The 12752-nt window shown below is 65.2% G+C and carries 14 protein-coding genes and 1 riboswitch; of the genes, 9 read left to right on the forward strand and 5 right to left on the reverse strand.

Annotated features, from left to right (window positions below; all coding sequences use genetic code 11):
* Nucleotides 1-27 precede the first annotated feature (27 nt).
* The 4 genes from A5766_RS16340 (at nt 28) to A5766_RS16355 (ending at nt 2729) form a co-directional block, all read left to right on the forward strand.
* The gene (locus tag A5766_RS16340; RefSeq protein ID WP_082933557.1) at nt 28-1176 is read left to right on the forward strand and encodes a GNAT family N-acetyltransferase; all 1149 of its coding nucleotides are present in this window, start codon (nt 28-30) and stop codon (nt 1174-1176) included.
* Entirely contained in the window at nt 1176-1715 is a 540-nt protein-coding gene (locus A5766_RS16345) for a ribonuclease domain-containing protein (protein WP_005206701.1), read from the forward strand. The genes A5766_RS16340 and A5766_RS16345 overlap by 1 nt, the downstream gene beginning before the upstream one ends.
* Before the next feature lie 10 nt (nt 1716-1725).
* Nucleotides 1726-2265, forward strand: coding sequence for a barstar family protein (locus tag A5766_RS16350; RefSeq protein ID WP_005206702.1), 540 nt, complete (start codon nt 1726-1728; stop codon nt 2263-2265).
* A 161-nt stretch (nt 2266-2426) separates the two neighbouring features.
* Nucleotides 2427-2729 (forward strand): GlsB/YeaQ/YmgE family stress response membrane protein, encoded by a 303-nt coding sequence (locus tag A5766_RS16355; protein WP_005206703.1) that lies wholly within the window; start codon nt 2427-2429, stop codon nt 2727-2729.
* A gap of 42 nt (nt 2730-2771) precedes the next feature.
* Here the strand turns inward: A5766_RS16355 and A5766_RS16360 are convergent, their stop codons facing one another.
* Nucleotides 2772-3119 carry a GNAT family N-acetyltransferase gene (locus A5766_RS16360; RefSeq protein ID WP_005206704.1) on the reverse strand — a complete coding sequence of 116 codons (348 nt, stop codon included), beginning with the start codon at nt 3117-3119 and terminating at the stop codon, nt 2772-2774.
* A gap of 334 nt (nt 3120-3453) precedes the next feature.
* Nucleotides 3454-3564: riboswitch (TPP riboswitch) on the forward strand.
* Between A5766_RS16360 and thiC the strand changes: the two genes are divergently transcribed.
* The 3 genes from thiC (at nt 3558) to A5766_RS16375 (ending at nt 7011) form a co-directional block, all read left to right on the forward strand.
* A complete protein-coding gene (gene thiC, locus A5766_RS16365) occupies nt 3558-5258 on the forward strand; it encodes a phosphomethylpyrimidine synthase ThiC (protein WP_005206705.1) in 1701 nt (566 codons plus the stop codon). (Overlaps the previous riboswitch by 7 nt.)
* The gene (thiD, locus tag A5766_RS16370; protein WP_005206706.1) at nt 5255-6118 is read left to right on the forward strand and encodes a bifunctional hydroxymethylpyrimidine kinase/phosphomethylpyrimidine kinase; all 864 of its coding nucleotides are present in this window, start codon (nt 5255-5257) and stop codon (nt 6116-6118) included. Before thiC ends, thiD begins: the two co-directional genes overlap by 4 nt.
* An 86-nt stretch (nt 6119-6204) precedes the next feature.
* Nucleotides 6205-7011: an HAD-IIA family hydrolase gene (locus A5766_RS16375; protein WP_005206707.1), complete on the forward strand. Its 807-nt coding sequence runs from the start codon at nt 6205-6207 to the stop codon at nt 7009-7011.
* A 102-nt stretch (nt 7012-7113) separates the two neighbouring features.
* On the opposite strand, the gene A5766_RS16380 is transcribed toward A5766_RS16375, so the two are convergent.
* Entirely contained in the window at nt 7114-7500 is a 387-nt protein-coding gene (locus A5766_RS16380) for an SHOCT domain-containing protein (protein ID WP_064905529.1), read from the reverse strand.
* Nucleotides 7501-7659: 159 nt separating this feature from the next.
* Between A5766_RS16380 and A5766_RS16385 the strand changes: the two genes are divergently transcribed.
* Complete coding sequence (locus tag A5766_RS16385) at nt 7660-8697, forward strand: LLM class flavin-dependent oxidoreductase (protein ID WP_005206709.1); 1038 nt, start codon at nt 7660-7662, stop codon at nt 8695-8697.
* 153 nt (nt 8698-8850) lie between these two features.
* Here A5766_RS16385 and egtD read toward each other — a convergent pair whose 3' ends face one another.
* From egtD to A5766_RS16400, 3 genes are all read right to left on the reverse strand, one after another.
* Nucleotides 8851-9810, reverse strand: a complete 960-nt coding sequence (gene egtD / locus A5766_RS16390) for an L-histidine N(alpha)-methyltransferase (RefSeq protein WP_005206710.1) — start codon at nt 9808-9810, stop codon at nt 8851-8853.
* Nucleotides 9807-11132, reverse strand: a complete 1326-nt coding sequence (egtB, locus tag A5766_RS16395) for an ergothioneine biosynthesis protein EgtB (protein WP_005206711.1) — start codon at nt 11130-11132, stop codon at nt 9807-9809. Before egtB ends, egtD begins: the two co-directional genes overlap by 4 nt.
* Before the next feature lie 177 nt (nt 11133-11309).
* Complete coding sequence (locus A5766_RS16400) at nt 11310-11840, reverse strand: DUF5709 domain-containing protein (protein ID WP_005206712.1); 531 nt, start codon at nt 11838-11840, stop codon at nt 11310-11312.
* A 73-nt stretch (nt 11841-11913) separates the two neighbouring features.
* Between A5766_RS16400 and A5766_RS16405 the strand changes: the two genes are divergently transcribed.
* Nucleotides 11914-12486 carry a hypothetical protein gene (locus tag A5766_RS16405; protein ID WP_231894681.1) on the forward strand — a complete coding sequence of 191 codons (573 nt, stop codon included), beginning with the start codon at nt 11914-11916 and terminating at the stop codon, nt 12484-12486.
* Nucleotides 12487-12752 lie beyond the last annotated feature (266 nt).

Genomic DNA, 12752 nt, shown 5'->3' on the forward strand with positions numbered 1-12752 from the left:
CATCGACCCCCACCGACGGGACACGCGATGAGCGAGCAACCCTCGAGTCCCGATCCGGCACGTCTTCCCCCTGCACGTCTGCCCCCTGCACGTCTTCCCACCGACGCCTACCCCGGCGACCGCGTCGTCGTGCGGTATCTGCTCGGCGACGCGACACCCGCAGACTGGCGGCACTCACCGAATCCGGCTCCCGCGTCGACGGCAGCGCCCACGATGTCCGACGTCACGGGGTTTCTGGTGGAACGCCCCGATACCGAACGCACCGATGCCGAATGCACCGATACCGAACGCCCCGATACCGGGGACCTCGACTCGACGCTGCTGATCGAACGCGACGGAACGGTCGAGTCCATCCCCCGCGAGTCGGTCGTGTCGATTCGCCTCCTGTCGGCACAACCGGTGCGCAACAGCGCGATTCGCGACCTCGAGCATGCAGCGGCGCTCGCATGGCCGGGCGTCGAGTCGACGTGGATCGACGGCTGGCTGGCGCGTGCGGGTGCAGGATTCTCCCGTCGCGCGAATTCTGCTGTGCCACTGGACCGTTCAGCACGCGCCGACGCCCCCACGCTGCGCGCCCTCACCTCCTGGTACGCCGAACGGGACCTGCCCGTCCTACTGGCGCTGCCCGAGCGACTGATCGCCGCGCGCACAGTAGGGGGCGAACCGGCCAGCCCGACGGTTCACATCCTGACCCGCACCCTCGACGACTTTCCCGGTGCCACAGATGATTTCCCAGGTATGACAACGGGACTCGGCATCACGGGAGAACTCGACGTCGAACTCGCTCCGACGCCGAGCGCACGGTGGGCACAGTCGTACAGCCGCGGTCGAGACACCGATCTCGTTGCCGCCGTGGTCGGTTCGGCACAGGGGCCGGTGACGTTCGCGACGGTCGTCGACGAGAGCGGGACGCTGATCGCGACCGGCCGAGCAGCCGTCACCTCGTCGCCGTCCGGCGTCGCGTGGCTCGGCATCACCGCGCTGTGGACCGAGCCGTCCCACCGTCGGCGCCATATCTCTGACGCCGTACTCGCCCGCCTGATGACCTGGGGAATCACGCACGACGCGCAGTCGGCGTACGTACAGGTCGAAGCAGACAACGCTGTTGCCGGACGCTGGTATCGCAGAAGGGGATTCGCCTTGCACCACACCTCTCACTACGAGTCGATCGCCTGATGTCGGCACGTAAGCCGACGGTCGCGCAGCGTCGTCGACAAGCCGTGGTGTCGGCCGTCGCGCTGGTCGTGATCGCGCTCGTCGTCGTAGCGACGTGGCTGATCAACCGATCCGACGACTCGAACTCCGCCGCCCAGTCGGCCTCATCGACGTCATCCACCGCGAAGCCGTCGTCGAAGAAGCAGTCGGGCACAGCTTCTCAGGGCGGCACCGCCTCTCGGACAACGGTGGCACCGACCGCGGCGGCATCGGTTCCGGCGCAGGTGACCAAGACGCTGTCGCTCATCGACGCCGGTAAGTGGCCGCCAGACGACGCGTCGGGGACCAAGGGCGGGACCAACTTCGGGAACTTCGAGGGTCGGCTGCCGAAGAAGACGTCCTCGGGTAAGCGGATCACCTACACCGAGTGGGACGTCAACCGTCGCGAAGCGGGAAGAAGCCGCGATGCGGAACGTATCGTGACGGGAAGCGACGGTTCCGCCTGGTATACCTCCGACCACTACAACACCTTCGTCCAGATCCGAGGCCCCAACCGATGAGCCAACTCCGATGACCTCAGGCGCGGGAGGCGACAGCATCTCCGACACCGGCATTCCCCTGGCGCGTTTCCTCGACGCCGCGTCCCGGAAGGGGCCCGCCGTCGGACTCTGGGTGGGCAGCCGACCACCGAGCGCGCCGTCGTCGTACGAGTACCGCGAGGTGACCGGCCGAACGATGACCACCGTCAATGGTCTCTACGAAACCTATGCGCGCGCATGGGATTTCCCCGACTACTTCGGACACAATGCCGATGCGTTCGACGAGTGCATGCGCGAACTCGACGACTCCGCCGGCCCCACCGACAGTCCCGCGGGGTACCTGACCGATATCGTCGACGCCGACCGCCTGCTCGCCACCGACCGCGAGGCCTTCGACTGGTTCGCGACGTCGCAGCTCCGCTTCCGCGACCACTATCGCGACGTCGCCGTGCCGCACAGAACCTTTGCGACGCTGCTCGAAACCTCGGCAGATCGACGACGCGAGCTGATCACCCGTTGGCGTCGTGCGGGAGTCACCGTCGTCACCGTCGGCGACGACCGTCGACTCTGAGGTAAACCACCCAGAGACAACCGACGCTGAGGCAGCCCACCCTGAGACAAACGACCCACTACAGCGCATGTGGCCGAATGCTTGTTGCACCGTGCCGCACAGGGTTACGTTGACATCACCCCTGCAGACAGACGGGGAACCCACGACGTAGGGAGTCGATCATGACCATTCTCGCCGCTACCGAGGTACTCGCACGATCGACGACGACGACAAGCGTCGGCTGGATCGGCTACATCATCATCGGCGCCATTGCCGGATGGATCGCCGGAAAGATCGTCAAGGGCGGCGGATCAGGAATCCTGATGAACATCGTCATCGGCATCGTCGGTGCACTGATCGGCGGATTCCTGCTCAGCTTCTTCGTCGACACAGCGTCCGGCGGTTGGTGGTTCACACTCTTCACCGCTGTTCTCGGCGCAGTGATCCTGCTGTGGATCGTCGGGTTGGTACAGAGCAGGCGCTGAGTTCATTCGGGCCGGGCCTGTCGGGGCAGGCCCGGCTCGCTCTCAGGCGGGAGCGAGCGGAACAACCCCGGGATGTCCGTCGAGATAGTGCTTGGTGAACGTGCACACCGGGCGCAAGCGGGCGCCCTGGGCCTTGGCATAACTGATCACGCTGCGCGTCAGGCCGGTACCGAGGCCGTGACCGGTGTATTCGTCGTAGAGCACCGTGTGGAGAACGGTCAGCGTTGTCTCGCCGTCGACCGTCTCGCTGGAGTATCCGAGAACGCCGACGAGGTCGCCCGCCACCCATAGCTCAAATCTGTCGCGGGTGGGGTTGTGCACGACCTGCGCTATCTGCTGCAGGATCGATCGGGCCGACTGGGTCGGCCGCTGGTGATACTTCCGGTGCATGGCTCGTCCATCCCCTCTTCAGGCTCGTTCGCAGCGTCTACACAGCTCACTGAGCGCTGCGTCCGGTTCCCCTCCGGGCACGACGGTGTGTGATCGCAGTCACATCGTAACCTGCGGAAGCGTAGCTTCAAGGGCTTTGAGACGAGACCACCGGTATCGAGACGGATTCATCGCAAACGTTCGCCCGCGGTTCACCCGCGCGTGACGTGACGTGACGTCGACGACGCGCGCATGCGACACTACGACGCACCGCGTTCGACGGCCCGGCGGTAGGGCTTACGCCCGGCTTCCTGACGCATCGGCAGCAAGCCAGTACAGTGAACTGCGCACACAACCGAATCAACGCGGGGGCTCTCACGTAACCGAGGGCTGAGATGGCGGCAGGCGGCCGCTGACCGCATGAACCTGTCCGGGTAATGCCGGCGTAGGGAGAATCTCATGGGCACACGTGTATCCGGCGGCAGCAATTCCGCGTACAAGGTCGACTCCGACATCCTGACCACGGGACCGATCGAGGGCAGCACCAAGCACTACGTCGACGTCGACGGGCTCCGAGTTCCGCAGCGACGCATCAACCTCACCAACGGTGAGCACCTCGATGTCTACGACACCTCGGGTCCCTACACCGACTCCACCGCGGTGATCGACGTCGAGGCAGGCCTTGCCCGTACCCGCGACGAGTGGCACCGTCCCGACCCCGTCGACGGAGCGTCGACCCAACTCGCTTGGGCACGAGCCGGACTCGTCACCGACGAGATGCGTTTCATCGCCGCACGCGAGAACGTCGACGTCGAACTCGTGCGCAGTGAGGTCGCTGCCGGACGCGCGGTGATCCCGGCCAACCACCGCCATCCCGAGTCCGAACCGATGATCATCGGCAAGGCGTTCGCGGTGAAAATCAATGCGAATATCGGCAATTCGGCGGTGACCAGTTCCATCGCGGAAGAGGTCGAGAAGATGGTGTGGGCGACACGCTGGGGCGCCGACACCATCATGGATCTGTCCACCGGCGACGACATCCACCTCACCCGCGAGTGGATCATGCGCAATTCCCCTGTCCCCGTTGGCACGGTCCCGATCTACCAGGCGCTGGAGAAGGTCAAGGGCGATCCCACCAAGCTGACGTGGGAGATGTACCGCGACACCGTGATCGAGCAGGCCGAGCAGGGCGTCGACTACATGACGGTGCACGCGGGCGTGCTGCTGCGCTACGTACCCCTGACGGCTCGCCGGGTAACCGGAATCGTCTCGCGCGGCGGGTCGATCATGGCTGCGTGGTGCCTCGCCCACCACGAAGAGTCGTTCCTGTACACGCATTTCGACGAGCTGTGCGAGATCTTCGCGCGCTACGACATCACCTTCTCACTCGGCGACGGGCTGCGTCCGGGCTCGATCGCCGACGCCAACGACGAGGCACAGTTCGCCGAACTGCGCACGCTCGGTGAGTTGACCCGCATCGCGAAATCCCATGGCGTGCAGGTGATGATCGAGGGCCCCGGCCATATCCCGATGCACAAGATCGTCGAGAATGTGCGCCTCGAAGAGGAGTTGTGCGAGGAGGCGCCGTTCTACACCCTCGGCCCACTCGCCACCGACATCGCGCCCGCATACGACCACATCACCTCGGCGATCGGTGCGGCGATGATCGCGCAAGCCGGGACAGCCATGCTCTGCTACGTCACGCCGAAGGAACACCTCGGCCTTCCCGACCGCGACGACGTGAAGGTCGGTGTGATCACCTACAAGATCGCGGCCCACTCTGCCGATCTGGCCAAAGGCCACCCGCGAGCACAGGAACGCGACGACGCATTGAGCAAGGCGCGCTTCGAGTTTCGCTGGACAGACCAGTTCAACCTCGCACTCGACCCCGACACGGCACGCGAGTACCACGACGAAACCCTGCCCGCGGAGCCCGCCAAGACGGCTCACTTCTGCTCGATGTGCGGCCCGAAGTTCTGCTCGATGCGTATCTCGGCCGACGTACGGGCGTACGCAGAGGAGCACAATCTGGTGACAGCAGAAGACATCGACCGACGAATCGAGCAGGAGATGGCAGCGAAGTCCGCCGAGTTCGCCGACGCCGGCAACCGCGTCTACCTGCCGATCGATGCGACATCGGGAGCCGCAAGCAGATCATGACGACACCACTGTTGCCCACCACCGAACCGGGGGCCACACCCGTCCGGGTGATGACCATCGCGGGTTCGGACTCCGGTGGCGGCGCCGGAATCCAAGCGGACATGCGAACTTTCGCGTTGCTCGGACTACACGGACTCGTCGCGGTCACCGCGGTGACGGTGCAGAACTCGGTGGGCGTCAGCGGCTTTCAGGAGATCGATCCGGAGATCGTCTCGGCGCAGATCCGCAGTGTCGTCACCGATATCGGGACGAGTGCCGTCAAGACCGGCATGCTGGCGTCGGGACCGATCATCGACGCCGTCGCCGACGCCTGCGCGGAACGCGGTATCGGCCGTGGCGGCGACACCCCGCTCGTCGTCGACCCGGTCTGTGCGTCGATGCACGGCGATCAGCTGCTCGCCGACGATGCGCTGGACGTGTTGCGGCGCAGACTTTTTCCTCTCGCCACGGTCGTCACACCCAACCTCGACGAGGTGCGACTGCTGACGGGCATCGAGGTCGTCGACGCTGCGTCGCAGCGCAAGGCAGCCGTCGAATTGCACGGGTTGGGTCCGCAGTGGGCACTGGTCAAAGGTGGCCACCTGCGTTCGAGTTCGCTCAGTCCCGACCTGCTGTACGACGGCACCGACTTCCTCGAATTCGCGACCGCTCGCGTCGACACGCCGCACGATCACGGCGCGGGCGACACGCTTGCAGCTGCGATCGCGTGCGCTCTCGCGCACGGATATGCCTTGCCGGACGCCATCGATTTCGCGAAGCAGTGGGTTACCCGCGGCCTGCGCTCGGCCTATCCTCTCGGAGCCGGACACGGCCCTGTCAATCCGCTGTGGCGTGTCGACAACGACGTCCGACGTGCGTGAACGGGAATCGTCTGAGAGGTAGCGGACCAATAACAGTCCGCTACATCTCGCGATAAACGTCCCGAAGCTCACCGTAGGGTGAGGCCATGGGCTGGACGTTTCTCATGGACATGGACGGCGTGTTGACGAACGAGGATCACCTCGTTCCCGGCGCAGACGATTTCATCGCGGAATTACGCAACAACGACATTCCTTTTTCGGTTCTCACCAACAACTCGATCCGCACGGCACGCGACCAGCACGCTCGGTTGCTGCAGATCGGCCTCGACATTCCGGAGGAATCGATCTGGACTTCGGGAATGGCGACGGCGGACTTTCTCGCGTCACAGGATCAGGGCGACACCGCGTTCGTCATCGGCGAATCTGGGCTGACCACTCCCCTGTACGAGAAGGGTTTTGTGACGACGGAGACCAATCCCGACTACGTGGTGCTCGGCGAGACGCGCATGTACTCGTTCGAGGCGATCACCAGCGCGATCCGCATGATCGAGCGCGGTTCGAAGTTCATCGCCACCAACCCCGACGTGACGGGACCGTCGCACGACGGCTCGATCCCGGCGACCGGAGCCGTGGCCGCGATGATCTCCAAGGCGACCGGACGCGAGCCGTACTACGTGGGCAAGCCCAATCCGATCATGATGCGATCGGCACTTCGACGCCTCGGCTCACATTCGGAGAACACCCTGATGATCGGCGACCGCATGGACACCGACATCATCGCGGGCCTCGAATCGGGAATGCGCACGATCCTGGTGCTCAGCGGAATCTCCACCCGGGAGTCCGTCGAGAAGTATCCCTACCGCCCCACACTCATCCTGGATTCGGTCAACGACCTCGTCGGCCACACCGACGATCCCTTCGGCGACGCGGTCACGCCGGACTCGTCGACGTAACCCTGCCGACCGTCGCACACTGCACCGTGATGAATGCGAAAGTGCCCGCCCCGAATTCGGGGCGGGCACTTTCGCGTGTTGTCGAAATTCAGCTCGATGCCGTCAGCTCGAGGCCAGTGCCTTCGATTTGAGGTACTCGAACTCCTCGGGAGTGATGGCGCCCGAATCGAGGAGCGCCTTTGCATCCGCGATCTGTTGTGCGGGCGAGGTGCCTGCGACGTCACGGATGTAGCTGTCGGATTCCTTCTTGTACTCGGCAGCCGCGGCCTGCGCGCGCTCCTGCATACCCTTGCCCTTGGCGAGCAGATACACGATCGCCGTGATGTACGGGAAAATGATCAGGCAGATGACCCACGCAGCCTTCGCCCACCCCGAAGACTTATGGTCACGGAAAAGGTCGGCGATGATGTTCCACAACACGATCAGGTAGGCGACGAACGCAAAGATCACGACCATCGTCCACAAGAAGTTCCAGAAGCCTTCCCACATTTCGGTTTCTCCTAGCTCGGCGGGAAACGGCCTTATTGGCCGTGGATGACGCTACAGGTAATCGCGGACGCTGTACGTGCGAGCTTGCGGATTCATCAAGTCCACAAAATGGTTTCTCAGCATCCGGAACCATTCGGCTGGTCGGGCATGATGAGACATATGACCATCGAACTCGGCCTCGACACGTTCGGCGACGTGACAGTCGACGACTCCGGCGACACCATCTCCTACGCGCAGACGATCCGCAACGTACTCGACCAAGCCGTGCTCGCCGATTCCGTCGGCGTCGACTTCTTGGGAGTCGGCGAACACCACCGCGACGACTACGCGGTCTCGGCGCCCGACGTCGTCCTGGGCGCGATCGCCGCGCGCACCGAGCGGATGCAACTCGGTTCTGCCGTCACCGTGCTGAGCTCCGACGACCCGATCCGCGTGTTCGAACGCTTCTCGACGGTCGACGCGATCTCGTCCGGGCGCGCCGAGGTCATCCTCGGCCGCGGCTCCTTCACCGAATCGTTCCCGCTGTTCGGGTTCGAACTCGATCAGTACGAGGAGTTGTTCACCGAGAAGCTGTCACTGTTCGCCAAGCTGCGCACGGGTGAGCCGGTGACCTGGGAAGGCGCGCTGCGCCCACCGCTGCGCGACCAGACGGTGTATCCGAAGCTGGAGAATCCACCGCTCCCGACATGGATTGCCGTGGGCGGCAGCCCCGAGTCCGTGGTCCGCGCGGCGAGTTACGGACTGCCGCTGATGCTCGCGATCATCGGCGGCGACCCGCTTCGTTTCGCGCCGTACGTCGATCTCTACCGTCGCGCCCTCGAACAACTCGACAAGCCCACCGACCTCCCCGTCGGCGTCCACTCCCCCGGCCATATCGCCGAGACCGACGAGCAGGCGCGCGACGAACTCTGGCCGCACTACCGGGTCACCGTCGGGCGCATCGGTGCCGAGCGCGGCTGGCCACCACCGACCCGCATCGAGTTCGACCAGTCGACGGGACCCGCCGGTTCGCTCTACGTCGGATCTCCGGAAACCGTTGCTCAGAAGATCGCTCGCACCGCGAAGGCGCTGGGCCTGAGCCGGTTCGACCTCAAATACTCGCACGGCACGCTCCCCCACTCCGCACTCATGCGCAGCGTCGAACTCTATGGGACACAGGTGATCCCGCGCGTCCGCGAGCTGCTCGCCGAGTCCTGAGCGCGCCCTGCCCGCTGTGCGCTCGAGACAGCCGACTGGGCGCTCGAGACGGTCGACTGTGCGCCCTACACCGCCGACTGGGCGCTCGAGACGGTCGACTGTGCGCTCTATACCGCCGACCGTGCGCGCCCAGTTGCGGTGCGCCCCAACGCGTCAGCGGCGGCTCAGTGTGACCTGGAAGTCGCCGGCAGGGTCGGACCAGGTCTCCGCGACCGGCAGCCCGGCGTCGGACAGCTCGGCGGCGAGTTGCTCCGGCGCGAACTTGGTGCTGATCTCGGTGAGGATCTCCGCGCCTTCGGGTAGCTGCCACTCGCGACCGAGCGCACCGAGGTGCGCGTTGATCGGACGTCGCGCGCGTAGCCACATCTCGATCCGGTGCAGCTTGGGGTTCCACCGGGCGATGTGGTCGAAGTCGTCGACGAATAACCCCGACGCGTCGAGTCCGCGACGCAGCACCTCGATCATGTTCCTGTTGAAATCCGCTGTGACACCGGCTTTGTCGTCGTAGGCGGCAACCAGTCGGCCGGTGTCTTTGATGCGGTCGGCGCCGAGCAGGAAGTAGTCACCAGGACTCAACGCCTCGGACAGTCGGGAGAAGAACTCGTCGCGCGCAGGGTCGTCGAAGTTCCCGATGGTGCCTCCGAGGAACGCCGCCAACCTCGGCCCGTCGGACTGTGGCAGTTGGAGTCCGGGGGCGGTGAAGTCGGCGAGCACCGGCTCGATCGTCAACGACGGGTAGTCGGCGGCGAGGATTTCGGCTGTGCCTGCGAGCATTTCGGCACTCACGTCGACCGGGACGTAGGTGAACTCACGTCCGCGTTCGGCGGCGTGCGCGGCAAAGGCGTCGAGCAGCAGTCGTGTCTTGGTCGACGTTCCCGAACCCAACTCGACCATCATCGTCGCGTCTGTCGTCGACGCGATGTCGGCGGCATGCGCGGCGAGGATCGCTGTCTCCCTGCGCGTCGGGTAGTACTCGGGCAGGAAGGTGATCTCGTCGAAGAGTTTGCTGCCACGTTCGTCGTAGAGCCATTTGGTCGGCAGGACAGGCGGGGTTTGCCAGAGTCCCTCGGCGGCATCTGCGGCCAGGGCCGGATTGGCTGTGGTTGAGGTCATCGGGCCAGACGCAGCCCGGAGAAGACCCAGCGCGACTCGGCCGGGAAGAAGTTGCGATAGCTGACCCGCTCATGCCCGCGAGGCGTGATCGCGCTGGCTCCGCGCAACACGTGTTGGTCGCACATGAACTTGCCGTTGTACTCGCCGACGGCTCCGTTCGCGGGCGCGAAACCGGGATAGGGCAGGTAGGCACTCGATGTCCACTCCCACACGTCGCCGATCATCGCCGAGCCTGCGCGTCCGGGATGACATCGTGCCGGATCGAGCAGTTCCCCACGCGCGCCGCCGACGCCTGCCGGGTTCGGCCCTCCGGGCACGCTGGGCGCGCCCGTTGCTGCGTACTCCCACTCGAACTCGGTTGGCAGCCGCGCCCCCGCCCACCGCGCAAAGGCATCCGCCTCGTAGAACGACACGTGCACGACGGGCTCATCCCACACGACAGGTCGACGCCCCGACAACGTGAACGTCGTCCACTCGCCGTCGTCGAACGACCAGTAACCCGGTGCGCGCCAGCTGGTTTCGTTGATATGTGCCCAGCCGTTCGACAGCCACAGTTCGTGTCGTCGGTAGCCGTCGTCGGCGATGAAGTCGAGCCAGTCGGCATTGGTGACCGCACGCTCGGCGATCTCGAAGTCTTCCAGGAACACCCGATGCCGAGGACCCTCGTTGTCGTACGCGAAGGTCTCGGGCGTGGTGCCCGACCCGGCGAACGGTGTCCCGACCTCGACGACGCCGCCCGCGACCTCGCGCCATGTCAGGGCGTCAGGCTCGCCCTGCTCGTCGGCGGGGCGGTCGACGTAGACGGGATCGAAGTGGTGCGTGGAGAACAGGTGCTTGAGGTCCATCAGGATCAGCTCCTGATGCTGCTGCTCGTGATTGAAGCCCAGCTCGAGCAGCCCCAGCGTCGACTCGTCGTAGTCGCCGCGCTGGAGAAGTTCACTCATCGCGGCGTCGACGTATTCGCGGTACCGCGTGATGTCGGTGATACCGGGGCGGGTGACCAGCCCGCGGTCGGGTCGTGGGTGTCGCTCGCCGACGGTCTCGTAATAGCTGTTGAACAGGTAGCGGAAGGTCTCGTCGTACACCACGTACGACGGATCGTTGCGCAGGATGAACTCTTCGAAGAACCAGGTCACGTGCGCGCGATGCCACTTGGTGGGGCTGGCCGCGGTCATCGATTGCGGTGTCTGGTCTTCGGCCGACAGCGTCGAGCACAACTGATCTGTCAGTGCGCGGATATCGAGGAATCGCCGTGTTCTCGACGCTTCGTCTGTGGCAGGTGCCGAAACCTGCTCAGCGGATATGCGATTGGTGATGCTCACTGGAATACCTCCGGTGGCTGTTCGTCGCGGGACAAGCGATCAGACGATCACTCGCCGACAACACCATCGTTGCCAGGGCCGCGCACCCTGTCAACGCGGTTGGCGTCGACCAGGCGGTTGCGTGCTCCTGCATCCAGTCCAGCACAGGGGTCTGACATTTACCCCTGACCGAAGCGCTCAGCGCCCCTCGGCCTCGTCCTCCCACTCGGCGTCGGCGGCGTCTTCGCCCTCGTCGACCACGTGCACGGCGGCTTCCTCGGCGCTCGCGCCCGCTCCGTCGATTCCGCAGTCGGTTGCCACGGCCTCGGCTTCGTTGTCGACGACGCCACCCTGATCGGGTGCGAGGAGTCGGCCTGCGCGTCGGTCGCCCACCTGGTCGTCCTCGACGAACTCGGGACTCGAATCACTCTCGTGCGCTTGCCAATCGGGGTGCTCGTCGCGCTCGATCTCGTCGATCGGGTCGTCCTTCTGCCACGGGTCGGGCTCTTCCTCGGAGAGCTTCTCGTCGAGCGACTCACCCTCGCGCATCTCTGATGCTGTGAGCCCGCGCATCGCGGCCTTGGGCTCGTAGTCGGGTGGCGAGTACCCCTCGTCGAGGACGTCGTCGACGCCGCGGTCGTCGAGTGAGTCCTGAGGCTGCAACTGATCGTCGGGGTCGAGTGCGTACTCGCTGTCACCTTCGATGATGGATTCGTTTTCGTCGCTCACACCTCCACGATAGGCGCAGGAGCGAATCGCAGAAGACGGCACGCGACGACTCGCGATCAGGGAAACTGTGGAGATGTTGGCAGAAATGCAACAGGATGCCGAGTCGCTCTACGCCGCCGGCGAGTACGACCACGCCCTCGCCGAGTTCTCGGTGCTGCGCGAGATGCGTTCACGACGCGAGGGCCCGTATTCGGTGTCATACCTCGCCAACGTCCACGACTGTGTGCGCTGCATGTCAGCACTCGAATTGTGGGCCGATTCCAACCCGCTCTGCCACGAGCTCTACGGCAAGTACGTGCACACCCACGGCCGCGGCGAGGCCGACACCGTCGACGTCGCCAAGCACTGGGCCTGGGCACTGGTGCACCTGGCCGACTACGCACGCGCGCTGCGCCTCTACGTGCTGACCGCCGACGCCCTCTGGGACACCGACCCGGCACAAGCGCGCCGCCTACTCGGCGCCGCAGCCGTTCACCGCCACGACACCGACCCGACGACGCTGCTCTCCGACGACCGACTAGACGGCGTCCCCATCCATCACGCGGGAGCGCTCGGCTCTGCACTTGCGGAGTTCGTCTCGACGACACCACCCGCAGATGTTGCGCAGCTCCCCGACCGGGTCACCATCGACGGCCTTCTCCAGTGAAAATTCGCGCGACGCGGCGTAGCCCATAGCCCTGATCTGGGCACTTTGGCGCGAGAAGTAGGCGTGCTCCACCTCGCGAGATCACTGACCCCGGGCGACATCGCGCGGCGCCCGCCGGGTACGTACACAATCCGGTCGTCAGCGCGAGGGCACGACAATAATTGTCGCCGCGCCCCGCTGACGTCACAGTTGTGTACGTACCGCCCCGGGCGTCTCGACGACACCACCCGCAGATGTTGCGCAGCTTCCCCACCGGGTCACCATCG

The sequence above is a fragment of the Gordonia sp. 852002-51296_SCH5728562-b genome, from assembly GCF_001665475.1.
In the GTDB taxonomy this organism is placed as follows: Bacteria; Actinomycetota; Actinomycetes; order Mycobacteriales; family Mycobacteriaceae; genus Gordonia; species Gordonia sputi.

Bases quoted from the DNA above. Each gene is read 5' to 3' on its own strand.
- A5766_RS16380 (WP_064905529.1), bottom strand. From the start codon at position 7,500: ATGTGGGAAGGCTTCTGGAACTTCTTGTGGACGATGGTCGTGATCTTT.
- thiC (WP_005206705.1), top strand. From the start codon at position 3,558: ATGGGCACACGTGTATCCGGCGGCAGCAATTCCGCGTACAAGGTCGAC.
- A5766_RS16360 (WP_005206704.1), bottom strand. From the start codon at position 3,119: ATGCACCGGAAGTATCACCAGCGGCCGACCCAGTCGGCCCGATCGATC.
- A5766_RS16405 (WP_231894681.1), top strand. From the start codon at position 11,914: ATGTTGGCAGAAATGCAACAGGATGCCGAGTCGCTCTACGCCGCCGGC.
- A5766_RS16340 (WP_082933557.1), top strand. From the start codon at position 28: ATGAGCGAGCAACCCTCGAGTCCCGATCCGGCACGTCTTCCCCCTGCA.
- A5766_RS16385 (WP_005206709.1), top strand. From the start codon at position 7,660: ATGACCATCGAACTCGGCCTCGACACGTTCGGCGACGTGACAGTCGAC.
- A5766_RS16345 (WP_005206701.1), top strand. From the start codon at position 1,176: ATGTCGGCACGTAAGCCGACGGTCGCGCAGCGTCGTCGACAAGCCGTG.
- egtD (WP_005206710.1), bottom strand. From the start codon at position 9,810: ATGACCTCAACCACAGCCAATCCGGCCCTGGCCGCAGATGCCGCCGAG.
- thiD (WP_005206706.1), top strand. From the start codon at position 5,255: ATGACGACACCACTGTTGCCCACCACCGAACCGGGGGCCACACCCGTC.
- A5766_RS16375 (WP_005206707.1), top strand. From the start codon at position 6,205: ATGGGCTGGACGTTTCTCATGGACATGGACGGCGTGTTGACGAACGAG.
- A5766_RS16355 (WP_005206703.1), top strand. From the start codon at position 2,427: ATGACCATTCTCGCCGCTACCGAGGTACTCGCACGATCGACGACGACG.
- A5766_RS16350 (WP_005206702.1), top strand. From the start codon at position 1,726: ATGACCTCAGGCGCGGGAGGCGACAGCATCTCCGACACCGGCATTCCC.